Below are 26868 nucleotides of genomic sequence, written 5' to 3'. Positions count from 1 at the left end.
ATTGCTCGTTTTATTAAAATGAGTAATTTTTATTGTATCAAACTGATAGCACCTTCCGACAAAATAAGCGAATGCGCTTTCATTACTTGATAAGTATTTAAAGCACCGGCTGTCATTATTTGCGCATTTTGAATATTGCGAGCCGACAGATACACATTAGGATTTATATCTTTCGTAACCAAGAGGAATTTTTTACCAACTACACCTAAATTTTTAGCAATAGTATAAAAATCTTTGGTTTTTGCCTGATTCAAATTCAAGTCTTCAACAACAATGATATTATTTTCACGCGCTTTGTAAGCTAATGCGGAGCGACGTGCCAATTCTTTCACTTTTTTATTTAATTTAAAGCGATAATCTCTGGGTTTTGGACCAAACACACGTCCCCCACCCGGATAAAGCGGGTTGTTGATGTCTCCTTTACGAGAGCCGCCCGTACCTTTTTGGCGATGCAATTTGCGAGTAGAACCCGACACTTCGCTGCGTTCTTTGGATTTGTGCGTTCCCTGACGTTGGTTGGCGAGATATTGTTTTACGGCTAAGTAAATACAATGATCGTTTGGTTCAATACCGAATATAGCATCGGGCAATTCAACCGTTCTGCCGGTTGATGTTCCCTGTGTATTTAAAATGTCTATAGTCATGGTCAATATCCGTAATTATTTTTCAACTACTACATAAGAGCCTTTAGCACCCGGAACAGCCCCTTTGATGAGGAGGAGGTTTTCGTCTCTGTAGATTTTAATAATTTCTAAATTTTTAATTTTAATACGCTCACCGCCGGTTCTTCCCGCCATACGTTTGCCTTTGAACACACGCGAAGGGAATGAACAAGCACCAATAGAACCAGGTGCACGTTCACGGTTGTGTTGTCCGTGTGTGCTTTCACCTACACCACCAAATCCGTGTCTTTTTACTACCCCTTGAAAACCTTTTCCTTTGCTCACACCTACTACACTTACTTTATCTCCTTCTACAAAATTTTCAACATTGATAGCATCGCCCAAAGCAGGCACGGTATTGTAATTTCGGAACTCCATCACTTTACGTTTAGGGGTTACGTTTGCTTTGGCAAAATGCCCCTTCATCGGTTTGGGAACATTTTTTTCTTTAGCATCATCAAAAGCGACCTGTATGGCATTATAACCGTCCGTTTCGTCAGTTTTTACTTGCGTTACAGGACAAGGTCCAGCTTCAACGATGGTACAAGCGACATAAACGCCGTCTGCTTGAAAAATGCTGGTCATACCAACTTTTTTTCCTATTATTCCTATCATAATATTAATTACACTTTAATTTCTACATCAACACCGCTGGGCAATTCCAGTTTCATCAATGCGTCAATAGTTTTAGAAGTTGAACTATAAATATCAAGCAATCTTTTATAAGTACTCAACTGAAACTGCTCCCGTGAAGTCTTATTAACGTGCGGAGAGCGCAAAATGGTAAAAATACGCTTGTGAGTAGGAAGCGGCACGGGTCCATTTACAACGGCTCCGGTAGCTTTTACAGTTTTCACTATTTTTTCAGCCGATTTGTCCACCAAGTTGTGGTCATACGACTTCAATTTTATTCTGATTCTTTGTGTCATGAGAAAATAAGCGACTATTGTTCAACTTTAATTTTTCCTTGAGATTTAGCGATAACAGCTTCTGCAATATTTGTAGGAGCTTCGGCATAATGCGAAAATTCCATTACAGAAGTAGCACGTCCGGAAGTAATGGTACGCAAAGCAGTTACATAGCCGAACATTTCCGAGAGAGGAACTCTAGCTTTAATCACTTGTGCACCTGCTTTCATATCCATACCCTCCATAATACCACGGCGGCGGTTAATATCACCTACCACATCACCAGTATTTTCTTCGGGTGTAATCACTTCCAATTTCATAATCGGCTCTAACAATACCGGTCTTGCTTTACGAGCGGCTTCGCGATAGCCCATTTTTGCGGCTTGCTCAAAAGAGAAGGCATCAGAGTCCACTGCGTGGAAGCCGCCATCATGCAAACGTACCCGCAAAGAGTCCATCGTATAGCCTGCCAATACACCGTTGGACATTGCTTCGCGGAATCCTTTTTCTATAGAAGGGATATATTCGCGCGGGATAGCACCACCTACTATTTCATTTACAAACTGCAATCCTTCTTCAACTTTACCGTTTTCATCAGGTTTAGCCGGCATCAATTCAAAAATAATATCGGCATATTTACCACGACCACCCGATTGTTTTTTGTACAACTCGCGGTGTTGAACGGCTTGTGTGATAGCTTCTTTGTAGTTTACTTGCGGTGCACCTTGGTTACATTCAACGCCGAATTCGCGTTTGAGACGATCCACAATGATTTCAAGGTGCAACTCACCCATACCACTGATAATGGTTTGTCCGGTATCTTCGTCAAAAGACACTTTAAAAGTAGGGTCTTCTTCCGCCAATTTGTTGAGTGCCATACCCAATTTATCCAAATCCTTTTGAGTTTTAGGCTCAATAGCAATACTGATTACCGGTATAGGGAACTGCATTGACTCCAGCACAATAGGATTTGCTTCTTCGCACAAGGTATCACCGGTACGAATTTCTTTAAAACCTACTGCTGCTCCTATATCACCCGCTTCGATAAATTCGATAGGGTTTTGTTTATTGGCGTGCATTTGATAAATGCGCGAAATACGTTCTTTTTTATCGCTGCGCGTATTCAACACATAAGAACCTGCATCTAAACGACCTGAATATACTCTAAAAAATGCCAAACGTCCTACATAGGGATCGGTAGCGATTTTGAAAGCCAAAGCTGCAAAAGGTTCTGTTGCATTAGGTTTGCGGAAGATGGTTTCACCAGTATCAGGGTTTGTTCCTTCTACGGCTTCAACATCCATCGGCGAAGGCAAATAAGAAGCTACAGCATCTAAAGTATATTGTACGCCTTTATTTTTAAAAGACGAGCCGCACATCATCGGAATAATTTTCATATTGATGGTAGCTTGGCGAATAGCTGCTTTGATTTCTTCTTCAGTGATAGAATCCGGATCATCAAAGAATTTTTCCAAAATCTGGTCATCAAATTCTGCAACGGCTTCTATGAGTTTTTCGCGCCAGTGAGCCACATCATCTTTGATGTCGTCAGGAATAGGCACAACGTCATAAGTAGCACCTTGTGTTTCGGCGTGCCATACGATACCTTTATTGCTAATCAAATCCACAACACCTTTAAAAGTATCTTCTGCTCCGATAGGCACTTGTAAAGGCACAGGATTTGCGCCCAACATTTCGCGCACTTGGCGTACTACTTCAAAGAAGTCTGCACCGGAGCGATCCATTTTATTTACAAAACCGATACGCGGTACTTTGTAGCGGTCGGCTTGTCTCCATACTGTTTCAGATTGAGGTTCTACACCACTCACTGCACAGAACAAAGCCACCACACCGTCCAGCACACGCAAAGAGCGTTCTACCTCTACGGTAAAATCCACGTGACCGGGGGTATCAATGATATTGATAGTATAGAGATCGTCTTTATAACGCCACTCGGTTTTGGTAGCGGCGGAGGTGATAGTGATACCGCGCTCCTGCTCTTGTACCATCCAGTCCATAGTAGCAGCACCGTCGTGTACTTCACCAATTTTATGGGTTTTACCGGTGTAATAGAGAATACGCTCGGTAGTAGTGGTTTTGCCGGCATCAATGTGAGCAGCAATTCCTATATTTCGGGTATATCTTAAATCTCTTGCCATTTTTATTAAAAAATAAACTTGCTATCAAAAAATTACGCTCTAAAATGAGCAAAAGCCTTGTTGGCTTCAGCCATACGATGCGTATCTTCTTTTTTCTTCACGGCTGCACCTTCATTTTTGGCAGCTTGCATAATTTCGCTGCTCAATTTTTCAGCCATAGATTTTCCGCTTCTTTTGTGCGAGTAGGTGATGAGCCATTTAATACCTACGGCAATTTTGCGATCTTGGGGTACTTCGGTAGGAATCTGGAAAGTAGAACCTCCGATACGGCGGCTGCGTACTTCCACCTGCGGCATAATGTTGGCGAGTGCTTTTTTAAACACTTCGTAACCTTCTTCACCGGTTTTTTGAGTTACGACATCTAATGCTTCATAAAATACAGAAGCAGCTACGCTTTTTTTGCCATCGTACATCAAGTTGTTGATAAAACGAGTAACTAAGGCATCACTGTAGCGGGGGTCGGGCGCCAAATATCTTTTTTTAGGCTTTGCTTTTCTCATTTTTTAATTCCGTTTTTACAATAAAACTGCTTTTAACTGAACGGCTTTTTATTTTTTACCGCCTTTTCCTTTGGCTTTAGGATCCACAACTTGTCCGGGTTTCGGACGTTTTGCGCCGTAGAGGGAGCGGCTTTTTTTGCGGTTGGCAACACCAGAGGTATCCAGAGTGCCGCGCACAATATGATAACGCACACCCGGAAGGTCTTTTACACGACCACCGCGAATGAGCACAATAGAGTGCTCCTGAAGGTTGTGTCCTTCACCGGGTATATAGGCGATTACTTCAATTTGGTTGGTTAAGCGTACTTTGGCTACTTTGCGCAAAGCGGAATTAGGTTTTTTGGGAGTGGTAGTATATACACGAGTACAAACGCCACGCTTTTGAGGGCAGGCATCTAACGCACGCGATTTACTGCTCACTTCTGTAGTAGTGCGACCTTTTCTTACAAGTTGCTGTATGGTAGGCATTGTTGAGGTTAATATTTTTTTTAACTGACGGGAAGTATTTGCAAAAGCAAAAAAATGTTAGGCACATTAACCTCTTAAAAGAACAGGAAAGCGAAGTTGAAAACAAAAAAATTTGGTTTCAATGTTTCTTGTAATTGAATTAAGAGGGAAGGCTTTATTTTTTATTTTGTCAAGGACAAATGCTTCCATTAATTTACAAGCGAAAAATCTTACACGTTAAGATATTGGAAAGACCTTATGCTCAAATTGAGGCGCAAAGTTAAACAGTGTTTTTTATTAAAACAAATTTTTTTTAATATTTTTTTACACAAATAAAATATAATATCAAAATAAAGGGGCAAATTATAAAAATACATTTGTTTTTGGGGTAAAAAAGGGCAAAAACAGAATTTATATTATATATGTATGTAGTAAAAGAAAAACGACATTCCCCGAATAGGAAATGTCGTTTTAAATACAATTAAATTGGTTTATTATGGAAACAATCTGCCGTAGTAGCGCGGAAACGGAATAGTTTCGCGGATATGCTGGCAGTTGGTGAGCCACATAATAAGCCGCTCGAAGCCCAATCCAAAACCACTGTGCGGCACAGAACCAAAGCGGCGCAAATCCAAATACCATTCAAAAGTTTCCATTGGCAACCCTTCGTGGCGGATACGTGCTTTGAGCAACTCTATATCTTCTTCGCGCTGGCTGCCGCCTACAATTTCGCCAAAGCCTTCGGGAGCCAAGCAATCCACACCTTTTACATAATCGGGATTTCCTTCTACGCGCTTCATATAAAACGCTTTGATGGCGGCGGGCCAATTATAAACAAATACGGGCGTATCAAACAGGCGCGTCAGTACGGTTTCGTCGCTGCCGCCCAAGTCGTTGCCGTGTTCAAAGTTGCGTGCCGATTGCAGCCATTGTGGAATATTGCGCATTTTTTCCTCCCATTCTTTGAGGTCGTTTTTGAGTTTATCAATTTTATTCTGATTAAAATTAATAACACCTGCTTTGGTTCCGGGTTGTTTGATGGCATCTTCGCGCTCTGCAATTTCCTGACGGGCGGCGGCGGCTTTCTCTTCCAACTCTTTCAGGTCGTTTTCAAAAGCCTCCAACGCATTTTTACCATTTACGTTGCGCTCGCCGCGAATAATCTGCACAGCCTCATCGTAAGGAATACGCGGAAACGGCTGGTGGATACTTTCGAACAATTTGGTATCGCGCTCCAATATATCCAGTTCGCTACGACAATGCAGATACACATCGTTGACGATGGCACGTACAAAATCTTCTATCATATCGATATTCATTTCCAAATCATGGAAAGCCATTTCAGGTTCTATCATCCAAAACTCGGAAAGGTGGCGGCGTGTTTTAGATTTTTCGGCACGAAAGGTAGGACCGAAAGTATAAATTTTTCCGTGTGCCATAGCCGCCGCTTCGCCATAGAGTTGTCCGGTTTGCGCCAAATAAGCGGGCTGCCCGTAGTAGTCGGTTTCGAAGAGGGTAGTAGTGCCTTCGGCAGCATTTCCGGTGAAGATAGGCGTATCTATCTGAACAAAACCGCGCTCATAGAAAAACGTATAAATCGCATACTTGACACGATTGCGAATGCGCATAATTGCCCATTGTTTGCGTGAACGCAGCCACAAATGGCGATTATCGAGCAAAAATCAATACCGTGTTCTTTTTTGGCAATAGGATATTCTTCGGCTTGTTGCAAAATTTGTATGGATTGCACCCTAATTTCGTAGCCACCCTCTTGCCGTTCATCTTTGAGTACAAGCCCCGTAATTTCAAGCGAACTCTCCAAAGAAATGCGTTTAGCAGCCTCAAAATCATCAGTGTTTAAAGAACTTTCTTCTGCTACGCATTGGCAATATCCCGAGCCGTCGCGCATAATCAAAAAAGCGATACCTTTTCCGGTGCGTTTATTCGCCAGCCATCCTTTTAAATGCACTGTTTCGTTTTCGTGTGCTGCAAGTTGAGCAATATAAACCTGCTTCATAAATTATTAAGTACTGATATAAATAAATGGGTAAATAAAGTATATTTTAAAAAATAAAGTCAATTAAAAGCCGAACCGGAATAATTAAAGAGCCGTTTTTTTCGATACAAAAACAGGCACAATAATACCAAATACAGAGCAGCTGTTGAAAAAAAGCAGGGCAAAGGTGATGCTTTTTATGTAAAAAGTGTTTATTTTTTTATATTATTATAATTTTTACTTTGAAACATTTTGAAACATTTAAAGTAAAAAAACAATTAATATAATGCTTATTCAACAATTGTAGCATAGGTAATCAATGCCAATTATCATTGATTATTGATATATTTACTGTTGAAAAAGATAGGACACAATATGTCATATTATTTTTTTACAAGTATGTTACTTTTTAAAAATTAACGTCTTATTATAAAAGATTTCTCATAATAAATCAACTACCATTCCAAACCGACTATAAGGTAATAAAATATTTTTTCTTGTTTTTTTGAATTAAAACATTTATTTTTGGCATATTATTTGATAAAAGCAAAAAGTACTCTAAAAACTTTTATTATAACGATACAACTCTACTCTCGCTCCATGCTAAAACAGAAACTCGGACAAAGTTTAGTCCAGAAACTTTCGCCGCAACAAATACAACTGATGAAGTTGTTGCAAATACCTACTACTTCTTTGGAGCAACGTATCAAGGAGGAATTAGAAATAAATCCGGCATTAGATGAAAACGAAATGTCCGGTGAAGAAGACAACGACTCCGAAAACGAAGCCATTGATATAGATGCCTACACCACATTGAATCATGTAGATATGAGTGATCATTTGTCAAATGAAAGTTTGATGGATAGTTCGTATAAAAGCCGTGCCGACCACGACAATGCAAACAATAACGATGAGGAAGGTTATCGCTATTTGCCCCTGCCGATGTTGGATACTTTTCATGAGTACATGCTACAACAGCTTAATTTATTGAACATCAACGGCGAAGACAAGCAAATTGCGAAACAAATTATCGGCAACATAGACGATGACGGTTATTTGCGCCGCCCTTTAGAAGCAATCATTGATGATTTGGCATTTAGGCACAATGTAGATACCAGTACAGGACATATTGAACGAATTTTGAAAGTTATACAAAATAGTTTTGAGCCAATAGGTGTGGGAGCGCGTAGTTTACAGGAGTCTTTGATTATCCAGTTGCACCGCAGAGAAGAAGGACACCGTATTCATATTGAGATGGCGCAGGAAATTTTGACCCATCATTTTGAAGAATTTACAAAAAAACACTATCACAAATTAGCGCGGCATCTGAATATTTCGGAAGATGAGCTCAAAGATGTGATAGAAGAAATACTAAAACTCAATCCCAAACCCGCAAGCGGCTATGCAGGCGGAGCCAAGGTAGAAAATTACATCATTCCTGATTTCATTATTTTAAATGATGACGGTGAATTAAAATTGACACTCAACTCCAAAAATGCACCGGAGTTGCGCATCAGCAGCCACTATATAGAAATGCTGCGTGCTTACGACCGTTCGCGCAACAAAGACCGCCAGCAACGCGAAGCAGTGATGTTTATCAAACAAAAAATAGACTCTGCCAAGTGGTTCATTGATGCCATTCGCCAACGCCAGCAAACGATGTACAAAACGATGAAAGCAATTTTGGACTATCAGTTTGCGTATTTTTATACAGGCGACGAAACCCGCCTCAAACCCATGATACTGAAAGACATTTCGGACAAAACCGGATTGGATATTTCTACGATTTCGCGAGTAGCCAACAGCAAATGGGTACAAACGGAATTTGGCACATTTCGGCTCAAATCATTTTTTTCCGAGTCGCTATCCACCGAGCAAGGCGATGAAGTATCTACTTTGGAGGTTAAAAAAATATTAAAAGATTTGGTAAGCACCGAAAGCAAGCGCAAACCTTTATCCGACCAAAAACTGACCGAAACACTTATCAAAAAAGGTTACAACATTGCCCGCCGCACCGTAGCCAAATACCGCGAACAGCTTAATATTCCGGTGGCACGCTTGCGCAAAGAGCTATAAAATTCAAATATTGCCGCTCCAAAGCCGTATTTTTTTATTTTGATAAAATATATATCGTAGTTATTATTTTTTTTGACAAAGGTGTGTTTGCGGAAAAAAATGAAAATTTTTAACTTTGCAACCGCAAAAACTATTTTTACAACAAAAAAAACTGATATAATTAAGATATGGGACGTGCATTTGAGTACAGAAAAGCAAGAAAAATGGCTCGTTGGGGCAGAATGGCGGTGCAATTTACACGCATCGGAAAAGAGATAGCTATCGCGGTAAAATCGGCGGGAGCAAATCCCGACACCAACGCCCGCCTGCGCTTGGCAATGCAAAACGCCCGCGCCTGCAACATGCCCAAAGCCAATGTAGAAGGTGCTATCAAAAGAGCCTTATCCAAAGACGAAAAAGATTATCAGGAAGTAGTATATGAAGGCTATGGTCCCTACGGCATTGCTTTTGTGATAGAAACTGCCACCGACAATCCTACACGCACCGTTGCCAATTTGCGCACTATTTTTTCCAAATGCGGCGGCGCACTCGGCAATTCAGGTTCGGTAGATTATATGTTTGACCGCAAAGCATTTTTTACCATAGACCCCAGCGGTAAAAATTTGGAGGATTTGGAATTAGAACTCATTGATGCCGGCTTGGAAGAACTCGCCGAAGAAGAAGGTGAAACTTATATACAAGTTGCATTTAATGATTTCGGAGCAATGCAGGAGGCTTTGGAAAAATTAGGCATACCCGTCATCAGTTCCGAAAAAGAGCGTTTGCCGAGTACCTACAAAGAAATTACCGACGAACAACGTCCCGACATCGAAAAATTGATTGACAAATTAGAAGATGACGAAGATGTACAAGCCGTTTTTCATAATATGAAAGATAATGAAAGCGAATAATCCCAATCTGTTTTCAAACAGGTGGATATAACATTTTTAGAATAAAAAGAAAAAAGCAGACGACATGTAATTTTTGTTGTCTGCTTTTTTTCATTTACAGCAAACAGAGATTTTGAGAGTTAGGTCGGTCAATTTAGGGTTAGCTTTTGCTTAAAGTTATCAAAGTTGGAAAAAAAAGCCCTACAACACACGAACAATTTGTAAATTTGTACCCTTATTTAAAAAAAGAATAACACGCAATAATCCAACAATATGGCTATAGATAAAGAACTTGCCTCAAAAATAGAGCATACCGCCCTCAAAGCAGGTGTGAGTGTCAATGATGTAAAATGGCTTTGCAAAGAGGCGATGAATTATAATTTTGCGGTGGTAGTAGTACCGCCCGCCTATGTGAGTCTCGCCAAAGAAACCCTCGAAAAACACCCGCATACCCGTTTGTGTACGGTGGTGGGGTTTCCTTTCGGATACACCACTACTGCCGCCAAAGTATTTGAGGCACAACAAGCCTTAGAACAAGGAGCAACAGAAATAGATATGGTAGTGAATGTGGGCGATGTATTGGAAGAACGCTGGAACAGTGTAGAAAACGAAATCTATCACCTTACCCAACTGTGCCATCATCAGGGGGCTATATTAAAAGTAATCATAGAAAGCGGTATGCTCAACGAAGCACAAATTATTCAACTGTGCGAAATAGCGGCACGGGTGCAGGTAGATTATGTAAAAACATCCACCGGCTTCGCAAGTAAGGGCGCAGATGTACCCACTATTGAACTATTACGCCGGAATTTACCCGCTTCCATCAAAATAAAAGCATCGGGCGGCATCAAAACCCGCGAATTTGCTATTGAGTTATTAAAAGCAGGTGCAGATACTTTGGGGAGTTCGTCAAGTGTTAAAATTGTGGATAGCTTATGAACACCATCAAATTTTCGTCTGTCGGCGTACTGACCACACTACTGTTGGCAATAGGGTGTGGCAATTTTCACACAGCCATTGCTCAAAGCACCGCCGCCACCATCGGCTACGGCAATTTAAACATCAACGCCGACTACACACTCACGGCTTTAACCGACAAATACAAACAGGTGAATCAACGCAACCCACGTTTGAAAGGCTATCGTATTCAGCTATTGCAATCGGATAAACGCGAAGAAGTATATGCAGCCAAAGTACAGTTTCAGCAGAATTTTGGCAGCGGTATTCCAACTTTCATTACACACGAGCAACCTTATTTTCGCTTGCGGATAGGTGCTTTTGCCAATCGCTACGAAGTATATCAATTATACAAAGACATCAAACCGCTTTTTGAAAAAGCCTTCATCATCAGCGACCGCATCAATTTGCGCGAATTAGATTAAAAGAAAAACACAGAGCACGACACACACATCTATCAAATAGATGCGAGTTTCCATCAAACAAGGGAAGCACAAGGTAAAATGTGTCATTTTTGTAAAAAAAATTCAGAAAGCCGAGTATATATTTTTTTCAACACGCACTTTTTAATAAAAAGAAGTTATTTTTTTCAGGGTATGAAACCTATTTTTGATTTAGTGGAAGAATTGCGCTGGCGCGGAATGATACACAGCATTACGCCCGGAGCCGAAGAATTGTTGCGCCAACAACGCATCACGAGTTATTGGGGCATTGACCCTTCGGCGGCTTCACCGCATATCGGCACTTTGGCGGCAGGTATGTCGTCCTTGCATTTACAACGTGCCGGTCATCGCCCTATTATTTTAGTAGGCGGAGCTACCGGACTTATCGGCGACCCTTCGGGAAAAAATGCGGAGCGCGACCTGCTCACCGTAGAAAAAGTGCAAGCCAACGTAGAAGGGTTAAAAAAACACCTGTCAAAATTATTTGATTTTGATGACCCCCAAAACGGTGCGCTGATGGTGAACAACTACGATTTTTACAAAGATATGAGCGTATTCGCTTTTTTGCGCGACATCGGCAAGCATTTTTCCGTACCGAATATGCTCACGAAAGATTCCGTAAAAAATCGTTTGGAAACGGGCATTTCTTTTACCGAATTTTCTTACCAGCTCATACAAGGCTACGATTTTGCTTATTTGTACAAGCAGCACAACTGCCGGCTGCAACTCGGTGGCTCTGACCAATGGGGCAATATCGTAAGCGGCACAGAATTGGTGCGCCGTATGTATGGCGGCGAAGCCCACGCCCTCACTTGTCCTTTGCTCACCAAAGCAGACGGTTCTAAATTCGGAAAATCGGAAGGCGGCAATGTATGGCTCGATGCTGCCCTTACTTCACCTTACAAATTTTATCAATTTTGGATAAATGCAGATGATGAAGAGAGCAAAAAACTCATACGCATTTTCACATTTTTGTCGCAAGAAGAAATATTAAGTTTAGAAGCCCAACACGCCGAAGCACCACATTTGCGTATTTTGCAAAAACGCACCGCCGAAGAAGTAACCAAATTGATACATGGCGAAAAAGCACTGCAACAGGCTATCCTCACATCAAATATTTTGTTTGGCAACGCCACCACCGAAACACTGCAACAACTCAGCGATACCGAAATAATGGAAGTATTCGAAGGGGTACCTGTTTTTAAGTTGTCGCGCCCTGCTGTTGGGACTTTACTTCCGATAGTAGATTTTCTTGCCGACCACACCGGACTGCTATCATCGCGCGGCGAAGCCCGCCGTGCGCTGCAAGAAAATTCAGTGAGCATCAACCTAAAAAAAATAGATAGTGAATATCAGATATCGGAAAATGATTTTTTAAAAAACCGCTACATTTTAGTACAACGCGGTAGAAAAAACAAATTTTTGGTAATAGTAGAAGGGTAAAGAAGTGCAGCAAAGTTGATTTTTTTATAAAAAACATGAGTAATTTCGGAAAAAAAACATTTGACATCAGCGAAATAGACCACGTTGCACAGACATTGTTACAGTATTTTTCTGAGCAGCGCACTTTTATTTTTTATGGCGAAATGGGAGCCGGAAAAACAACTTTGATACAAGCCCTTTGCCGACAATTAGGCATTGAGGCGGGCGGCAGCCCTACTTATTCCATCGCACACGAATACAACAACGATGCTACCGGAACAGAAGTGCTTCATTTTGATTTATTCCGTATCAATCGGGTGGAGGAATTAGATGAACTGGGTTTTGATGACTATTGGCAGCATCACCCCGCAGCTTATTTTTTTATTGAATGGCCTCAAATAGCAGAGTCTTACTTGGAAAAACCCTATTTAGCGATAAAAATCGAAAAAACAGGCAAAACTACACGCACCGTCGTGGCTCAATTATTGTATTAGAAAAATAAGGTCTTTTAAAAATTTTACAATCTCTTTTTACATTTGCATCATTATGTACGCCTATTTTGTACATAAAGCAATCTTATGGCAACATCTTGGCTACACGATACGCTCACCGTATTCAGTGATTCTTTTGGTAAGAAGAAAGTTTTTCGCAATACCGGAAAATGGCTGCTATACACGAGTATTCTCGCTTTTTTAGTACTCATTTATGATTTGGGATTCGGATACTACGCTTCGGCAAGCGCACAGCATTTTATTTCCCTTTTTTATTTGGTCTGTATCGTAGGTTTTACGGCGGCTTTGCTGTTTCAGATAGGGGCGGCACTTTTAGCCAACATACGGCGGCGTGCCTTGTGGGGTGAATATCTGATGGTGATACTGACGGCATTGGCGAGTTTCTTTTTATTGTATTATCCTGCCGATGCCTCTGTTGCAGGCGGTATTTTCACGCCGCTTTCGTGGGCGCGGTGGACAATTTTCATTGTTTTTCTGGTAGAAATTTCGCGCAGCAGCCTTGATGTCGTACATCTCAAACTCAATCCCGCCATTTTATTTACGCTGAGTTTTGTGATGCTGATTACGTTGGGTACTTTATTTTTGATGATGCCCGCCGCCACCCACGCCGGTATCGGTTGGATAGATGCACTTTTTACCATCACGAGTGCTGTAAGTGTAACAGGTTTGGGGGTATTGGACACAGGCAATTATTTTACACGCTTCGGACAGGTAATTATTTTGTTTTTTATTCAGTTGGGTGGTTTGGGTGTAATGACGATTACATCTTTTTTTGGTTATTTTTTCACACGCTCCTCCTCGCTGCAAAACCAAATGCTCATCAAAGACTTTATCAGTGCCGACCACTTGGGCGAAGTATTTCAGACTTTATATAAAATTATCGCCGCTACTTTTTTTATTGAGTTGATGGGAGCAATAGTAATTTATATCAACATTGATGAAAATGTAGTAGGTGATACATCTTCGCGCATGTTTTTCGCTTTGTTTCATGCCATTTCTGCCTTTTGCAATGCGGGTTTTGCGCTATTTAGCGACCAGCTATATGATATTCGTATTCGCTACAACTATTGGGTACACGCTACAATTATGGCATTAATTATGCTGGGAGGTTTAGGATTTCCGATATTGATAGTTTTTTATAAATTACTCAAAACCAAAATTAAAAACCTGCTGTCGCCCTTACTCAATCAGCCCAAAATTATATCTGCCCGCATCATTCCTTTACATGCTCGTGTGGTACTGCTGATGTCATCTGCTTTATGGATTTTAGGTACATTATACTTTTACGTCACCGAATACAACAATGTACTCGCCCCACATAGCGGCTTCGGCAAGGTGGTGAACGCTTTTTTTATGGCGGTAACACCGCGCACCGCCGGCTTTAATTCAGTGCCTATCGCCGATATGTTGTTGCCCTCTTTGTTGATAACCATATTTTTAATGTGGGTTGGGGCAGCACCTGCCGGCACAGGCGGCGGTATCAAAGTAACGACATTTGCTGTGGGTACGCTCAACATTATTAATATTGTACGCGGCAAAGACCGCATTGAGCTATTCGGACGCGAAATATCAGACGAATCAATACGGCGTTCTTTTGCTGTTATTTCCCTTTCGCTTATTATTATTGGTTCTTCTATTTTCTCACTCTGCTATTTTGAGCCGGACAAAGATGCTTTTGCGCTGGCATTTGAGGCATTTTCGGCGTATGGAACGGTAGGCTTGTCGGTGGGCATCACCCCACAACTCAGCAATATGGGCAAATTAATCATTGTTGCCACTATGTTCATCGGCAGGGTAGGAGCTTTTACCATTTTAGTAGGTTTGTTAAGTGGGTTCAAAGTACGCACCTTAAAATACCGCTATCCCAAAGAAGATATTTATATCACATAGTTTTTCGTTATTTGTTGCAGATGCAGCACTAAAAAAAATAGTAACTTTGTACGTTTTTTTTGCACACCCCTGTAAATAATATATTTTTTTAAAAAAATAAAATACAATGTGTTGCAATATATATTAAAAAAGATATAAAATTATATGCTTGAACTACAAACCCTTCGCAATAATGTTGCTGTGGCAAAAGAACGGCTCGCACTCCGACATTTTCCCCAGCCCGAATTAATAGACCAAGCCTTAGAATTAGACGAGCAACGCAAAAAAGCACAAAGCACCCTTGATACCATTCTTGCCGAAAGCAACAGCATTGCCAAAGAAATAGGTATGCTGATGAAGCAGGGCAAAACCGCCGAAGCCGACATACTGAAACAACGCACCACCACCCTGAAACAACAAGAACAGGAAGAAAAAGCGGCAATGGATAAAGTAGAAGCGAATTTGCGTAAAATAATGCTTCAATTACCCAATTTGCCGCACGCCTCTGTACCGGCGGGCAAATCTGCCGAAGATAATGTAGTGCGCAAGCAAGCGGGCAATATTCCGCAGTTGCACGCCGCCTCCAAACCACACTGGGAGCTGATGAGTCAGTACAATTTGGTGAGTATGGAATTAGGTGTGCAGCTCACAGGAGCCGGATTTCCGGTATTTTTGGGAAAAGGAGCACGTTTGCAACGCGCCTTGGCTTCCTTCTTTTTGGAGCGTGCCGTGCAAGCCGGATATTTGGAAGTAGTGCCGCCTTTTATGGTAAACGAACAATCGGCATACGGCACGGGGCAGTTGCCGGACAAAGAAGGGCAAATGTATTTTGTAACGGAAGACAATCTATATTTAATTCCCACTGCCGAAGTCCCCATTACAAACATTTACCGCGACCATATCTTTAATGAAAGTGATTTGCCTGTAAAAATGGCAGGACATTCGCCTTGTTTTCGCCGTGAAGCGGGTACTTACGGCAAAGACGTGCGTGGTCTGAACCGCGTACACCAGTTTGAAAAAGTAGAGATAGTACAATTTGCGCACCCCGACCAATCGTATCAAACATTGGAGGATATGCTGGCACATGTAGAAACTTTATTAGAAGCTCTTGAATTACCTTATCGTATTTTGCACTTGTGCGGCGGCGATATGGGTTTTGCTTCGGCACTCACTTATGATTTTGAAGTATTTTCGGCAGCACAGCAACGCTGGTTGGAGGTAAGTTCTGTTTCTAATTTTGAAACATTCCAAAGCAACCGCCTCAAAGCCCGTCTGCGTGATGCTCAGAGCAAAAAAACGCGCTTGGTGCATACGCTCAACGGCAGTGCCTTGGCGTTGCCGCGCATTATGGCGGCATTGCTCGAAAATCACCAAACGCCCGAAGGCATTCGTATTCCGGCAGCATTGCAGCCTTATACCGGTTTTGATTGGATTAGATAATGTCGCAACAACACTACCGCCAACAACTCTACGAAGATTATCACCGCACACAGGTAGCGCGGCATCAGGGCAATAGCGATTTGGAGCAATTGCTGGCTAATGATATGCGTCAGTTTAATGCTGAATTGGCGGCTTTGCTGCCTGCTTCGCAGCAAGAAGCATATATTTTAGACATCGGCTGCGGCTTTGGTTCTTTGTTGCTGTTTTTGCAGCAACGCGGCTACACGCAACTTTCGGGCATCGACATTAGTGCAGAGCAAGTGCAAGTGGCTCAATCTTTGGGTTTATCCCAAGTGCTGTGCACCGATGCGATACAGTTTTTAGCAGAAAAAAAACAATTATACGATTGTATTTTTTGTATTGATGTAATAGAGCACTTAGAAAAAAGCGAAGCTCTGTCATTGTTGCAGCAAATCCGCCATTCGCTGAAAGTCGGGGGCAGCGCAATTTTCAGAACACCCAATTTAGATGCGCCCTTTGCTTCGGTATATGCTTTCGGCGATTATACGCACGAAACTTTGCTCAACGGCAACTCCGCCGAACAGTTGATGTTGGCAGCGGGATTTTCGGAAGTGCGCCTTTTGCCGTCGGCGGTGGTACACGGGAGTTTTTTGCGCAGTGTAGCGGCAACCCTCATTCGCGGGGTAACAAATATCAAAAGACGGATTCAGATGTTTGCACACGGTTATAGCAGCCGTCATGTGCTTTTTTCACCCAATTTATTGATAGTAGTAAAGCCCTAAAAAACTCTTTTATTGCTTTTTAGAAGTACATTAAAAAAATAAAGCGGCATTATATTTCGTTCTTTCAGAAGTTTCATTATCAATAATCAAAGAAAAAAGCACAACAAAACATTTGAAATAAAATATAACTTTCTGCTTTGTCGGTTATCTAAGCAAAATTCACACACTGTTCATCGAATTATAAACAAAAAACCCCCTTAGACAAAATATGTCGTTCAAAAAAATCATATTGATGCTATTATTATTCAGCATTTGCGCAACAATGCCGTCTTGTCGCAAAAAAGGCGGTTGTCCGGCATTAGAGAAAGCCAAAGTTGACGAAAAAACAGGAATCCCTGCCGTATCGGGCAAAAGTCGTTCGGGTTTATTACCCAAAGACGGAAAAAAGTATTTCAGAAAAAACGGTCGCCGCTTGAAAAAATAACAGTATATACGCTGTTAAAGAAGCGATTTTATCGGTATAGATTTGCTCAAAATTAAGACAATTAGATATTACCTTTGTATGTTTTAAAAATCTCAAAAAAAACGTACAAAGGTTTATTTTTATTCTTTGCATTTTGTAATATATGAAAATAGCAATAGCCCAACTCAACTATCATATTGGCAATTTTGAGCAAAATGTTCAAAAAATGTTGCGAGCCGTAGAAGAAGCCAAGCAACAAGGCGCAAACATTATTTTGTTTGGCGAATTGGCGGTATGCGGTTATCCTCCGCGCGATTTTCTGGAGTTTAGCGATTTTATACGCAGTTCGCGCGAAGCCGTATATCGTTTGTGTGCTGCCTCGCAAGACATAGCCATTGCCGTAGGCGCACCCACTGTCAATCCCGACTTGAACGGCAAAGACCTGTACAATTCGGCTTATTTTCTTTACAACGGGCAAGTGCTGCATGTAGCGCACAAAGCCCTTTTACCCACTTATGATATTTTTGACGAATACCGCTATTTTGAGCCGGCTCGGGAGTTTCATGTGGTCAATTTCGGAGGCAAACGCATCGCCATCACGATTTGCGAAGATATATGGAACTTGGGCAATGCCAATCCACTTTATACAATGTGTCCGATGGACGAAATGATGAGCCAGTCGCCCGATTTTATGCTCAATTTGTCGGCATCTCCCTTTCATTACAATCAGGCGCAGGAGCGCATTCATACCCTGCGCGAAAATGCCCGCCGCTATCGCATTCCCATATTTTACAGCAACGGCGTGGGGGCGCAAACCGAACTTATTTTTGACGGCGGCTCGGTAGCAATGACGGCTTTCGGCGATGTATATGACGAAATGCCATATTTCAGCGAGGAGGTACGCACTTATCAGTTAGAAGATTTGTATCATCCGCAGCCGGAGCGCACCCAACGCAAAGAAAAATACGAACTGATTTATAAAGCCCTCATTTGCGGCATTCAGGATTATTTTAAAAAATTAGGGTTCAAAAAAGCAATTTTAGGATTGTCGGGCGGTGTTGATTCTGCGATAACCTTGGTGCTGGCGGCACACGCTTTGGGTGCTGAAAACGTATTGCCGGTGCTGATGCCTTCGCGCTATTCTTCGGAACATTCAGTGAATGATTCTTTGGAGTTGGTAAAAAATTTAGGTTGTCCGCACAAAATCATTCCCATTGAAGAGCCTTTTGCAGCTTTTTTAAAAACATTGCAGCCGCATTTTGAAGATAAAGCCGCCGATGTCACCGAAGAAAATATACAAGCACGAGTACGTGCAATTATTTTAATGGCTTTGAGCAACAAACATGGTTCTATTTTGCTCAATACCACCAACAAAAGTGAGGCAGCCGTAGGCTACGGCACCCTTTACGGCGATTTGGCGGGCGGCTTGGCGGTGCTGGGCGATGTGTACAAATCTGAAATTTATCAGTTGGCGGCATACATCAACGAACATTTCAATCAGGTATTGCCACAACATATTTTACAAAAAGCCCCTTCTGCCGAATTGCGCCCCAACCAAAAAGACTCTGATTCTTTGCCAGATTATGCAGTGTTAGACCGGATTTTGTATCAATACATTGAAAAAAGACAAGGTATATCAGAATTGATAGAAATGGGTTTTGGAGAGGATTTGGTAAAACGAGTGATGAAATTAGTAAATACCAATGAATACAAACGTCATCAGGTAGCCCCTATTTTGCGGGTATCCTCCAAAGCATTTGGCGTAGGGCGGCGTTTTCCGATAGCTGCCAAATATTTTTCGTAAGGATAAAATGACGCTATGAACACTATAAGACAATAACTTTTAGCGACAAATTGCGTTATTTATACTTTAAAAACCGTTTTTTAGGTCTATGTCTGCTATTTTCGACGATATACGCGCTCAGTTTCGCTATGGCAATGTCATTAACCAACTCATTATTATTAATGTGGCGGTTTTTGTATTGTTAAATGTAATTTTGCTGTTCAATCAGTTATTTTTTTTAGACACTTCTTTCTATCATTGGCTATCCGATAAGTTTGCTTTTCCTTCGTCTTTATCAGTTTTATTTTATCAGCCTTGGAGCCTTATCAGCTATATGTTTATGCACGCGGGCGTGTGGCATTTGGCTTTTAATATGCTCAGTTTAATGTGGTTTGGCAGAATATTGGTTTTATTTTTGGGCGAGCATCGCATTTTATCATTGTATATTATGGGCGGCATTGCAGGTGCAGTGTTGTATATGTTGCTGTACAATTCCGTTCCTTTGTTCGCAAGCGGCAATGGAGGTATGATGATAGGAGCATCGGCGGCGGTGATGGCGATAGCGATGGCGGCGGCTACTTTGCGCCCCGATTATCCAATACAGTTGGTATTTTTGGGAGAAGTACGCATTAAATATCTGATGTTGTTTTTTGTGTTATTGGATATTGTAGGCATAGCGCAACTCAACAACGCGGGCGGCAGCATTGCACATTTGGGCGGTGTGTTGTACGGATTTCTGTATATCAAACGCCTTCAGCAAGGCGATGACTGGTCGGTGGCTTTCAACAATTATTTTGAGCGGCTGCGTGGCTTGTTTCAATCCAAACCAAAGTCAGCTTCGCCCCAAAAACCATACATTTCCTATCGGCGTTGGGATAAGGGCAAAAATACAGCCCCTCAGCAATCGCCCACAAACAGCACAGAGCAACAAGCAAATAATTCAAAAACATTTTTGCAACGCATCAACGGAGGACGCAACGATGACAACAAAATACCCGCAGGCACTTCGTCTATGTCGCCGCAACAGCGCATTGATGCTATTTTAGACAAAATATCGGAAAGCGGCTACGACAGTTTGAGTGCAAGTGAAAAAGATTTTTTGCAACAATACAGCAAAGACCATTGAAGTCATTCAAAATCTTTACATCCACTTAAAAACACCATAAAATTCAATTTATTTCATTACAAATTTGCTGTTTTTTTAAGACTTATAAATTTTTATCACCCTGCCCATAGCATAATTTGTATCTTAGCTTCTAAAAAAATCATTCAAAATGAAGAATACAGAAGACAATATAATAGAAGATCTTAAAAATTGGAAGGAACTGATAAAACCCTACGCTACTCCGGAAGTAAAACTGGCGAGAAGAGAAGTATGGAAAACCGTTTTTCCATTTGTACTACTTTTCATTGCCTCCGCCATTGTATATGAATTTCATATATGGGGCGCAATTGGCATTTGTTTTTTAGCTGGTTTATTTTTAATCAGGATTTTTATCATTCAGCACGATTGCGGTCATCAATCCTTTTTTCCGGATAAAACCAAAAACGACAGAACCGGTTTTATCATGAGTTTTATGACTTGTATTCCTTACAAATATTGGGCACGCTCTCATAATCATCACCATGCACATCAGGGGCAATTGGATACAAGAACCATAGGCGACATTACCTTATTAACAGTGAGAGAATATAAAAAACTTTCAGCTTGGGAAAAATTCAAATACAGAATTTATAGGTCAATACCCGTATTATTTATTATAGGTCCTGTTTATTACATCTTTATCCATAACAGATTACCTTTAATAAAATTTAATGGCTGGGATAAAGAAAGAAAATCCCTTATAAAGACCAATTTCTATTTGCTGCTGTTTTTTCTTGTTCTGGGATTAATTTTAGGCTTACCAAATTTAGATTTTTGGTATGGTTTCAAAAAGTTAGCCGCCTTGTATATTCCTATTTTAATGACTTTCTCCTCCACTGCTGTTTGGTTTTTTTATGTGCAGCACCAACACGATCCAAATTACAAAACGTGGAAAAAAGACTGGAAATTTCTTTTAGCTGCAATTAAAGGTAGTTCGTATTATAAATTACCAAAAATATTCAATTTTTTCACCGGAAATATAGGCTACCACCACATTCATCATCTGTCCCCTAAAGTTCCTTTTTATAAATTGGAAAAATGCAGTAAAGAAAATCCAATATTTCAAAAATATACGACTACTATCACTTTATTAAGTAGTATCAAATATGCATTTTACGCACTTTGGGACGAAGAAAATTATCAAATGATTTCTTTCAGAGAGCTAAAAAAATTATAAAAATTGCAGATAGAGTAGAAAAAATGGGGTTTTATTTTTTTACAAAATAATTATCACAACCGTCTCTATAGTTGTCATTAAATTCAACCCTTACATTACACAACAAAATCCACCCGTATAGTTGAGTAATATGAGAAGTAGCAGCTATTTCACATATAATCCTGCATCACCATCTTCTAATTTCCAATGGGCTGTTTGAGTCAGCGTTCCTTACAGCTAAAAATTATACGGTGCATATTATATCAACATTTTTTATTACATACCCAATATATCTCAATTCCACAAGCAACGTTTGAAATTATTTTACGTTATTTATCACAATAGTTTAAAAAATGTGGATATTTTTTTAAACTATATACTGCGTAAGAAGTCTTATCTTTGCAGCCGCATTGAAAAACAACAAAGTTTTACAACTTTTCTATTAAAAATTATATAATTCTTTTTAACAATGATGTTCAAAAACAAAATTAACTCCCTTTTTGCTTTAATGATGGTATTCGCTGCATTGATTTCCTTTAATGCTTGCGACCCCGATAATTGCGAAAATCTCGACTGTGGTGCAAACAGCACCGATTGCGTAGATGGTACTTGTATTTGTAAAACCGGCTATTTTGGTTCGGATTGCAGCGTAAAATGTAACTCTGAGCACGGTACTTACAACGCTATAACCGGAAAATGTGAGTGCGAGGCCGGCTATACAGGCTCTGATTGCAGCCAATTGGCTTGCCCCGATTGCGGCGAACACGGCGACTGCGACACCACTACTAGTACTTGTGAGTGCGATAATGGCTGGACAGGCACTACATGTGATTCTTTCCCTGTTGCCAACTATATCGGCAACTATACTCAAAATGATGTTTGCGCTTCCGGCAATTATGCAGCAGATGTTACGATTACGACCTCTACCAATGCCAATGAATTTATCATCAGTAACTTCGGTGGTTTTCAGGCAAATGTAAAAGCAGTAGCAAACAATGATAAATTTACTATTCCAAGCCAAACTGTAACTGCAAATGATGGTGCGCAATATACGATTGCAGGTACTACTACGGCTGTTTTTTCACATTTTGCCGCTACCAACACCAACTCTTTCTCTATCGAGTACACGGTATCAAGCGGCAATGACGATACTTGCACAGCTACTTTTACGAGCAAATAATAATAAAAAAAATTTATTTTATGGATAAAAAAGGCTGCCAAGTTGTTTGGCAGCCTTTTATTTTTTTATACGGGAATGATCTTTTTTAAATGTTGCACTTCATTACTGACAACAATATCGCAGTTTTGCGGCGTATAAATCACTTTATAAAGTCCTAAATTGGCGTGCCCGAAACGTTCCATGTGTGCCAAAGGAGCATTTGTCAGCAGCGTCATAAAAATACGCAACGTGCGCCCGTGCGTACACACCAAAATTTTATCGCCTTCGATGTGGGGCAGTTCATCGAGCAGCCACGTTGCCAAGCGTTGATACACGGAGTCGGGGCTTTCGCCCTGCGGCGGCGCGATGTGGGTATTTCCTGCCCGCCACGCCACCGACATACTTTCGTAGGCAGCCTGCCAATCGGCGGTAGGAGCTTTGCCCTCATAAATACCCCAGCAAATTTCGTTGAGGTGGGCATACTGTCGGTGCGGAATACCAGCTGCCAAAAAACCCGCCACCGACTGTGCGGTGCGTTTGAGCGAAGAAGTAGCTACGGCATCAAAACCCTCATCTTTATATTTTTCATAAAATTCCGCCGCCTGTTGTTGTCCGGTATCATTGATGTCGCTGTCCACACCACTGCCCTGCACAATACCCTGCAAGTTAAAATCTGTTTGAGCGTGGCGCACGATATATAATTCTTTACGCATTAGATAATAAAAATGTAACAAAGAACAAAAATAGCAAATTTTTTCACAGTCTTTTCAACAGATACTTACATATTGCAGCGTGTAGTAGTAAAAATCTGTAATACTTATATAAATTTGCAGCCCTAATATCTATTAACATTCAATTATTATATTTTACAGTTATTTTTAAACCATGAATTTTTCAAAAATCATCGCTGTTACAGGGCAATCAGGTCTGTTTGAATTAAAAGGAACGCGCAAAGACGGTTTGGTATTGCGCTCTTTGGAAGATAATAAAACTACGTTTGTCCCTCAACGCTTAAATAGTTTTTCTGCTTTAGAAAGTGTAGCTATCTATACACAAGATGGCGGCACTGTGCCTTTGCGTCAGGTGATGCGCCAAATTTCGGAGTTGTCGCTCGTGCTGCCTGCCTCCAACGCCAGCCCTGCCGAGTTGCGCGACTTTATGATTATGGCACTACCCGACCACGACAGAGAGAAAGTTTACACAAGCGATATTAAAAAATTGATAAAATGGTACAATAGCGTTCAAAAACATCAAATAGATTTGAGCGACCCTGAGCCGGAAGCTATTGATACAACCGAAATAACAGAAGAAGAATCTAAATAAAAATTTGCAACTTTTCTTTATACAATACTGTTGGGTAAAATGGGATTTTTCTATGCCATAATCCTGTTTATTTTTATCTCATTTATATCTTTTTTTTATGTTTCGGCTTTTCCCCAATAAAATTGCAGCATTCGTACTCTTGTTGAGTGTTTTTTTTGTGGCGTGTAAAGATGATGACGACACAACCGAAGTAGATTATAATTTGCAATTGCAATGGCAGGCTTTGATTAACAACAAGCCTTTAAATTTTACCGATGAATTTGAAACAGTGTATGGCGAGCGTTTAAAGTTTTCTTTATTTCAGTTTTATCTGTCCAATATCGCGCTTATTAACAACAACAACGAAGCAGTTGCGCTCAAAGATGTAATATTGTACGACCTGAGCAGTCCCGACACCTTGCGCCTCAAAGTACCTGCCGGCGAATACAAAGCAGTGCGCTTCGGATTGGGCTTAGATGCAGCCACTAATGCCTCCGACCCTGCCACTTTCGCCATTGACCACCCTTTGAGTGTATCGCAAAATACGCACTGGGGCTGGGCAACAAAATATAAATTCGTACAACTCGAAGGGCGCAGCGACTACGACACCACCCAAGCAGTGCCGCGTTATGCCTTCAGTTATCATACGGGCACCGATGCGCTGTACAGAGTCGTGGAGCTGGAAAAAGACCTGCAATTCAGCAACTCAACCACCAAAAACGTAACCATTCAGTTTGATGCCAACCGTTTGCTTTATAACAGCAACGACACTATTTATTTACGCGAGCAAACTTTTACACACAGCGAAACTCCCGAACAATTAGAACTCGCCACCGAAATTACCGACAATTTCACACAAGCATTCTTGAAATAATGCAAAAAATATTTTTAAACAAATATATAATGGTGTAGTCTTATATTTCGTTATGCCCAAACCAATAAGCATTTTCTAAGATACCTTATTTTTTATATAAAAACGATAAATGACGACCTCCATAAAAAAAATATTTTATTGCTTCGCGCTCTTGTGTGCTTTGTGTGCAATTGTTCCGGCTTATGTGCAGGCACAAACGACCGATGAAGACGAAGAACTCACTTTGTCCGAAATGCTCAAACGCGACAAGTCGCGTGCCGGAAAAGTGGGCGCAGATTCCATTCCGAGTTTTTTGCTCTCAGAAGTAGTAATCACCGAAGATGCCATCAATACCGCCGAAGAACGCGCTTTGTACCAAAAAATGCGCCGCAATGTGATGAAAGTATATCCTTATGCCACAAAAATAAATGCGTTGATGAAACAAATTGAAGATACTACGGCTACAATGGACAAAAAACGCAAGCGCAATCAGTATGTAAATAAATTAGAAAAAGAATTGAAAGGTAAATTCAGAGATGAACTAAAAAACTTAACGGTCAGCCAGGGCAAGGTACTGATAGACTTGGTAGAGCGCGACAGCGACCGTACTTTTGAAAGTATCTTAAAAGATTATAAAAGCGGTGTTTCGGTTTGGTTTTACGAAGTAATCGGCAAACGCTACGGCTACAAATTTGACACACCTTATAATCCCGACGAAAATCGCATGCTGGAGCGCGTATTGCGAGATTTAAAAGACGAAAAGTTGATATAAAGTTTTTTTTGTAGTATAAAAAATGATAAAAAAGGTCGTGGGTGTCAATAAACCTGCGACCTTTTTTATTATAGGCGGCTCATTTTAATCTATCCAGCCCTGCGCCTTACAATATTCCACAATAATTTTCGGAAAAGCAAAATTTTTCAATGCTGTAATAGAAACCGCCTGCGCCTGTGGGTACATTTGTGCCACTTGCAAAGGGTCGGCGGCGGCTACCTGCACAAAACGCGCCGCTATTTCGCGGTGGGTGAGCGTTTGGCGATAAATTTCGGATATATCAGCTACCGGAAAGCTGCTATGCTTGGCAATAGCGGCAGCCTCCCAAGTTGCAGCCGCCTCCGACAACGGAAACTGGTACAAATCTTTCCAAATATCGGCAGCAATGCGTTTTTCTATCCACAGTGTGTCTCCCTGCCGCAATACCCAAAAACAAAAATAGCGCATTTTTTTTTGCAGTTTTTTTTCCTTCACCGGATAGCGGTCTATGTTGTTTTGGTGCAAGGCACTGCAAGATGCTCCAACAGGACAAAACATACAATTCGGATGTTGAGGTGTGCATTGCGTAGCTCCAAAATCCATAATTGCCTGATTGTATGTTGCTGCCTGTTCGGGTGGCAAGAGGCGGTTTGCCAGCGCAGAAAAATATTTTTTGCCCGCCGTGCTGTCGGTGGGTATATCAATGCCAAAATACCGCGAAAGCACCCGATATACATTACCATCGACAACGGCATGCGGCAAATTGAAAGCAAAAGAAGCAATAGCGGCAGCGGTATAAGAGCCGACACCTTTGAGTTGGGCAATAGCATTGTAATTATCAGGAAAAAAACCGCCACAGTTGTCACTGATATAGCGTGCCGCCGCCAACATATTGCGAGCACGACTATAATAACCCAAACCCTGCCATAAGTGCATCACCGCATCATCGGGGGCTGCTGCCAAATCGTGTACAGTGGGGTAGGCAGCGATGATTTTTTCGTAATAAGGCAGTCCCTGTTCTACACGTGTTTGTTGCAAAATTATTTCCGACAGCCAAATTTTATAAGGGTCTTTAATTCCTTTCCAAGGCATTTGGCGGTCGTTGTGTCGGGTATGCCATTGCAAAAGTTGCCGCGAAAAAAACTGTTCTTTTTCGTCTGAATCATTTACTCTCATTGACATTAAATAAATATATTTTAAATACCGAAAACATTGAAAATGTTGATTTTTTATCCCAAAAAACTACCTTTACAAGATATTATTATCGCTCATTAACCTATTTTAACTTTATCATTGCTTATTATACACATTAGA

25 protein-coding genes and 1 pseudogene are annotated in these 26868 nt (G+C 41.0%); 17 read left to right on the top strand and 9 right to left on the bottom strand.

The annotated features are described in order from the left end of the window. Positions 1–29: 29 nt before the first annotated feature. The 7 genes and pseudogenes from rplD to IPL35_10790 form a co-directional block, all read right to left on the bottom strand. Entirely contained in the window at positions 30–644 is a 615-nt protein-coding gene (gene rplD / locus IPL35_10820; protein ID MBK8443859.1) for a 50S ribosomal protein L4, read from the bottom strand. A gap of 15 nt (positions 645–659) precedes the next feature. Beyond that, the gene (gene rplC / locus IPL35_10815) at positions 660–1277 is read right to left on the bottom strand and encodes a 50S ribosomal protein L3 (protein MBK8443858.1); all 618 of its coding nucleotides are present in this window, start codon (positions 1275–1277) and stop codon (positions 660–662) included. An 8-nt stretch (positions 1278–1285) separates the two neighbouring features. Continuing rightward, positions 1286–1591: a 30S ribosomal protein S10 gene (gene rpsJ, locus IPL35_10810; protein MBK8443857.1), complete on the bottom strand. Its 306-nt coding sequence runs from the start codon at positions 1589–1591 to the stop codon at positions 1286–1288. 14 nt (positions 1592–1605) lie between these two features. Continuing rightward, complete coding sequence (gene fusA, locus IPL35_10805; GenBank protein MBK8443856.1) at positions 1606–3729, bottom strand: elongation factor G; 2124 nt, start codon at positions 3727–3729, stop codon at positions 1606–1608. A gap of 32 nt (positions 3730–3761) precedes the next feature. Further along, a complete protein-coding gene (gene rpsG / locus IPL35_10800) occupies positions 3762–4229 on the bottom strand; it encodes a 30S ribosomal protein S7 (GenBank protein MBK8443855.1) in 468 nt (155 codons plus the stop codon). A 48-nt stretch (positions 4230–4277) separates the two neighbouring features. After that, positions 4278–4697, bottom strand: coding sequence for a 30S ribosomal protein S12 (locus IPL35_10795; GenBank protein ID MBK8443854.1), 420 nt, complete (start codon positions 4695–4697; stop codon positions 4278–4280). A gap of 473 nt (positions 4698–5170) precedes the next feature. Further along, positions 5171–6693, bottom strand: a pseudogene (locus tag IPL35_10790) (asparagine--tRNA ligase). 579 nt (positions 6694–7272) lie between these two features. Between IPL35_10790 and rpoN the strand changes: the two are divergent. From rpoN to IPL35_10720, 14 genes are all read left to right on the top strand, one after another. Beyond that, positions 7273–8748 carry an RNA polymerase factor sigma-54 gene (gene rpoN / locus IPL35_10785; protein ID MBK8443853.1) on the top strand — a complete coding sequence of 492 codons (1476 nt, stop codon included), beginning with the start codon at positions 7273–7275 and terminating at the stop codon, positions 8746–8748. Between the two features lie 167 nt (positions 8749–8915). Then, positions 8916–9638 carry a YebC/PmpR family DNA-binding transcriptional regulator gene (locus IPL35_10780; GenBank protein ID MBK8443852.1) on the top strand — a complete coding sequence of 241 codons (723 nt, stop codon included), beginning with the start codon at positions 8916–8918 and terminating at the stop codon, positions 9636–9638. 252 nt (positions 9639–9890) lie between these two features. Next, positions 9891–10556, top strand: a complete 666-nt coding sequence (deoC, locus tag IPL35_10775; protein ID MBK8443851.1) for a deoxyribose-phosphate aldolase — start codon at positions 9891–9893, stop codon at positions 10554–10556. After that, the gene (locus IPL35_10770) at positions 10553–10999 is read left to right on the top strand and encodes an SPOR domain-containing protein (protein MBK8443850.1); all 447 of its coding nucleotides are present in this window, start codon (positions 10553–10555) and stop codon (positions 10997–10999) included. Before deoC ends, IPL35_10770 begins: the two co-directional genes overlap by 4 nt. Before the next feature lie 171 nt (positions 11000–11170). Then, entirely contained in the window at positions 11171–12460 is a 1290-nt protein-coding gene (locus IPL35_10765) for a tyrosine--tRNA ligase (GenBank protein ID MBK8443849.1), read from the top strand. A 35-nt stretch (positions 12461–12495) separates the two neighbouring features. Then, positions 12496–12933: a tRNA (adenosine(37)-N6)-threonylcarbamoyltransferase complex ATPase subunit type 1 TsaE gene (tsaE, locus tag IPL35_10760; protein ID MBK8443848.1), complete on the top strand. Its 438-nt coding sequence runs from the start codon at positions 12496–12498 to the stop codon at positions 12931–12933. Positions 12934–13017: 84 nt separating this feature from the next. Further along, the gene (locus IPL35_10755; GenBank protein ID MBK8443847.1) at positions 13018–14841 is read left to right on the top strand and encodes an ATPase; all 1824 of its coding nucleotides are present in this window, start codon (positions 13018–13020) and stop codon (positions 14839–14841) included. A gap of 144 nt (positions 14842–14985) precedes the next feature. Next, a complete protein-coding gene (serS, locus tag IPL35_10750) occupies positions 14986–16260 on the top strand; it encodes a serine--tRNA ligase (protein MBK8443846.1) in 1275 nt (424 codons plus the stop codon). Continuing rightward, positions 16260–17003, top strand: coding sequence for a class I SAM-dependent methyltransferase (locus IPL35_10745; GenBank protein MBK8443845.1), 744 nt, complete (start codon positions 16260–16262; stop codon positions 17001–17003). Before serS ends, IPL35_10745 begins: the two co-directional genes overlap by 1 nt. Before the next feature lie 262 nt (positions 17004–17265). Then, positions 17266–17427: a hypothetical protein gene (locus IPL35_10740; protein ID MBK8443844.1), complete on the top strand. Its 162-nt coding sequence runs from the start codon at positions 17266–17268 to the stop codon at positions 17425–17427. Positions 17428–17569: 142 nt separating this feature from the next. Further along, on the top strand, positions 17570–19210 hold the full coding sequence (locus tag IPL35_10735; protein MBK8443843.1) for an NAD+ synthase: 1641 nt from the start codon (positions 17570–17572) through the stop codon (positions 19208–19210). Positions 19211–19298: 88 nt separating this feature from the next. Further along, positions 19299–20315, top strand: a complete 1017-nt coding sequence (locus IPL35_10730) for a rhomboid family intramembrane serine protease (protein MBK8443842.1) — start codon at positions 19299–19301, stop codon at positions 20313–20315. 148 nt (positions 20316–20463) lie between these two features. Then, a complete protein-coding gene (locus IPL35_10725) occupies positions 20464–21510 on the top strand; it encodes a fatty acid desaturase (GenBank protein MBK8443841.1) in 1047 nt (348 codons plus the stop codon). A 487-nt stretch (positions 21511–21997) separates the two neighbouring features. Next, positions 21998–22669, top strand: coding sequence for a hypothetical protein (locus IPL35_10720; protein MBK8443840.1), 672 nt, complete (start codon positions 21998–22000; stop codon positions 22667–22669). Positions 22670–22734: 65 nt separating this feature from the next. Here the strand turns inward: IPL35_10720 and IPL35_10715 are convergent, their stop codons facing one another. Further along, positions 22735–23361, bottom strand: coding sequence for a histidine phosphatase family protein (locus IPL35_10715; GenBank protein MBK8443839.1), 627 nt, complete (start codon positions 23359–23361; stop codon positions 22735–22737). Positions 23362–23533: 172 nt separating this feature from the next. On the opposite strand from IPL35_10715, the gene IPL35_10710 reads away from it, so the two are divergent. From IPL35_10710 to IPL35_10700, 3 genes are all read left to right on the top strand, one after another. Further along, positions 23534–23971, top strand: coding sequence for a DUF5606 domain-containing protein (locus IPL35_10710; GenBank protein ID MBK8443838.1), 438 nt, complete (start codon positions 23534–23536; stop codon positions 23969–23971). 142 nt (positions 23972–24113) lie between these two features. Beyond that, the gene (locus tag IPL35_10705) at positions 24114–24824 is read left to right on the top strand and encodes a hypothetical protein (GenBank protein ID MBK8443837.1); all 711 of its coding nucleotides are present in this window, start codon (positions 24114–24116) and stop codon (positions 24822–24824) included. A gap of 109 nt (positions 24825–24933) precedes the next feature. Next, entirely contained in the window at positions 24934–25575 is a 642-nt protein-coding gene (locus IPL35_10700) for a DUF4294 domain-containing protein (GenBank protein MBK8443836.1), read from the top strand. Between the two features lie 84 nt (positions 25576–25659). On the opposite strand, the gene mutY is transcribed toward IPL35_10700, so the two are convergent. Continuing rightward, positions 25660–26730, bottom strand: coding sequence for an A/G-specific adenine glycosylase (mutY, locus tag IPL35_10695; GenBank protein MBK8443835.1), 1071 nt, complete (start codon positions 26728–26730; stop codon positions 25660–25662). Positions 26731–26868 lie beyond the last annotated feature (138 nt).

The sequence above is a fragment of the Sphingobacteriales bacterium genome (assembly GCA_016711285.1).
Taxonomy (GTDB): domain Bacteria; phylum Bacteroidota; class Bacteroidia; order Chitinophagales; family UBA2359; genus JADJTG01.
The sequence above is the reverse complement of the archived record's forward strand: the minus strand, read 5'-3'. Positions and strand labels throughout refer to the sequence as shown.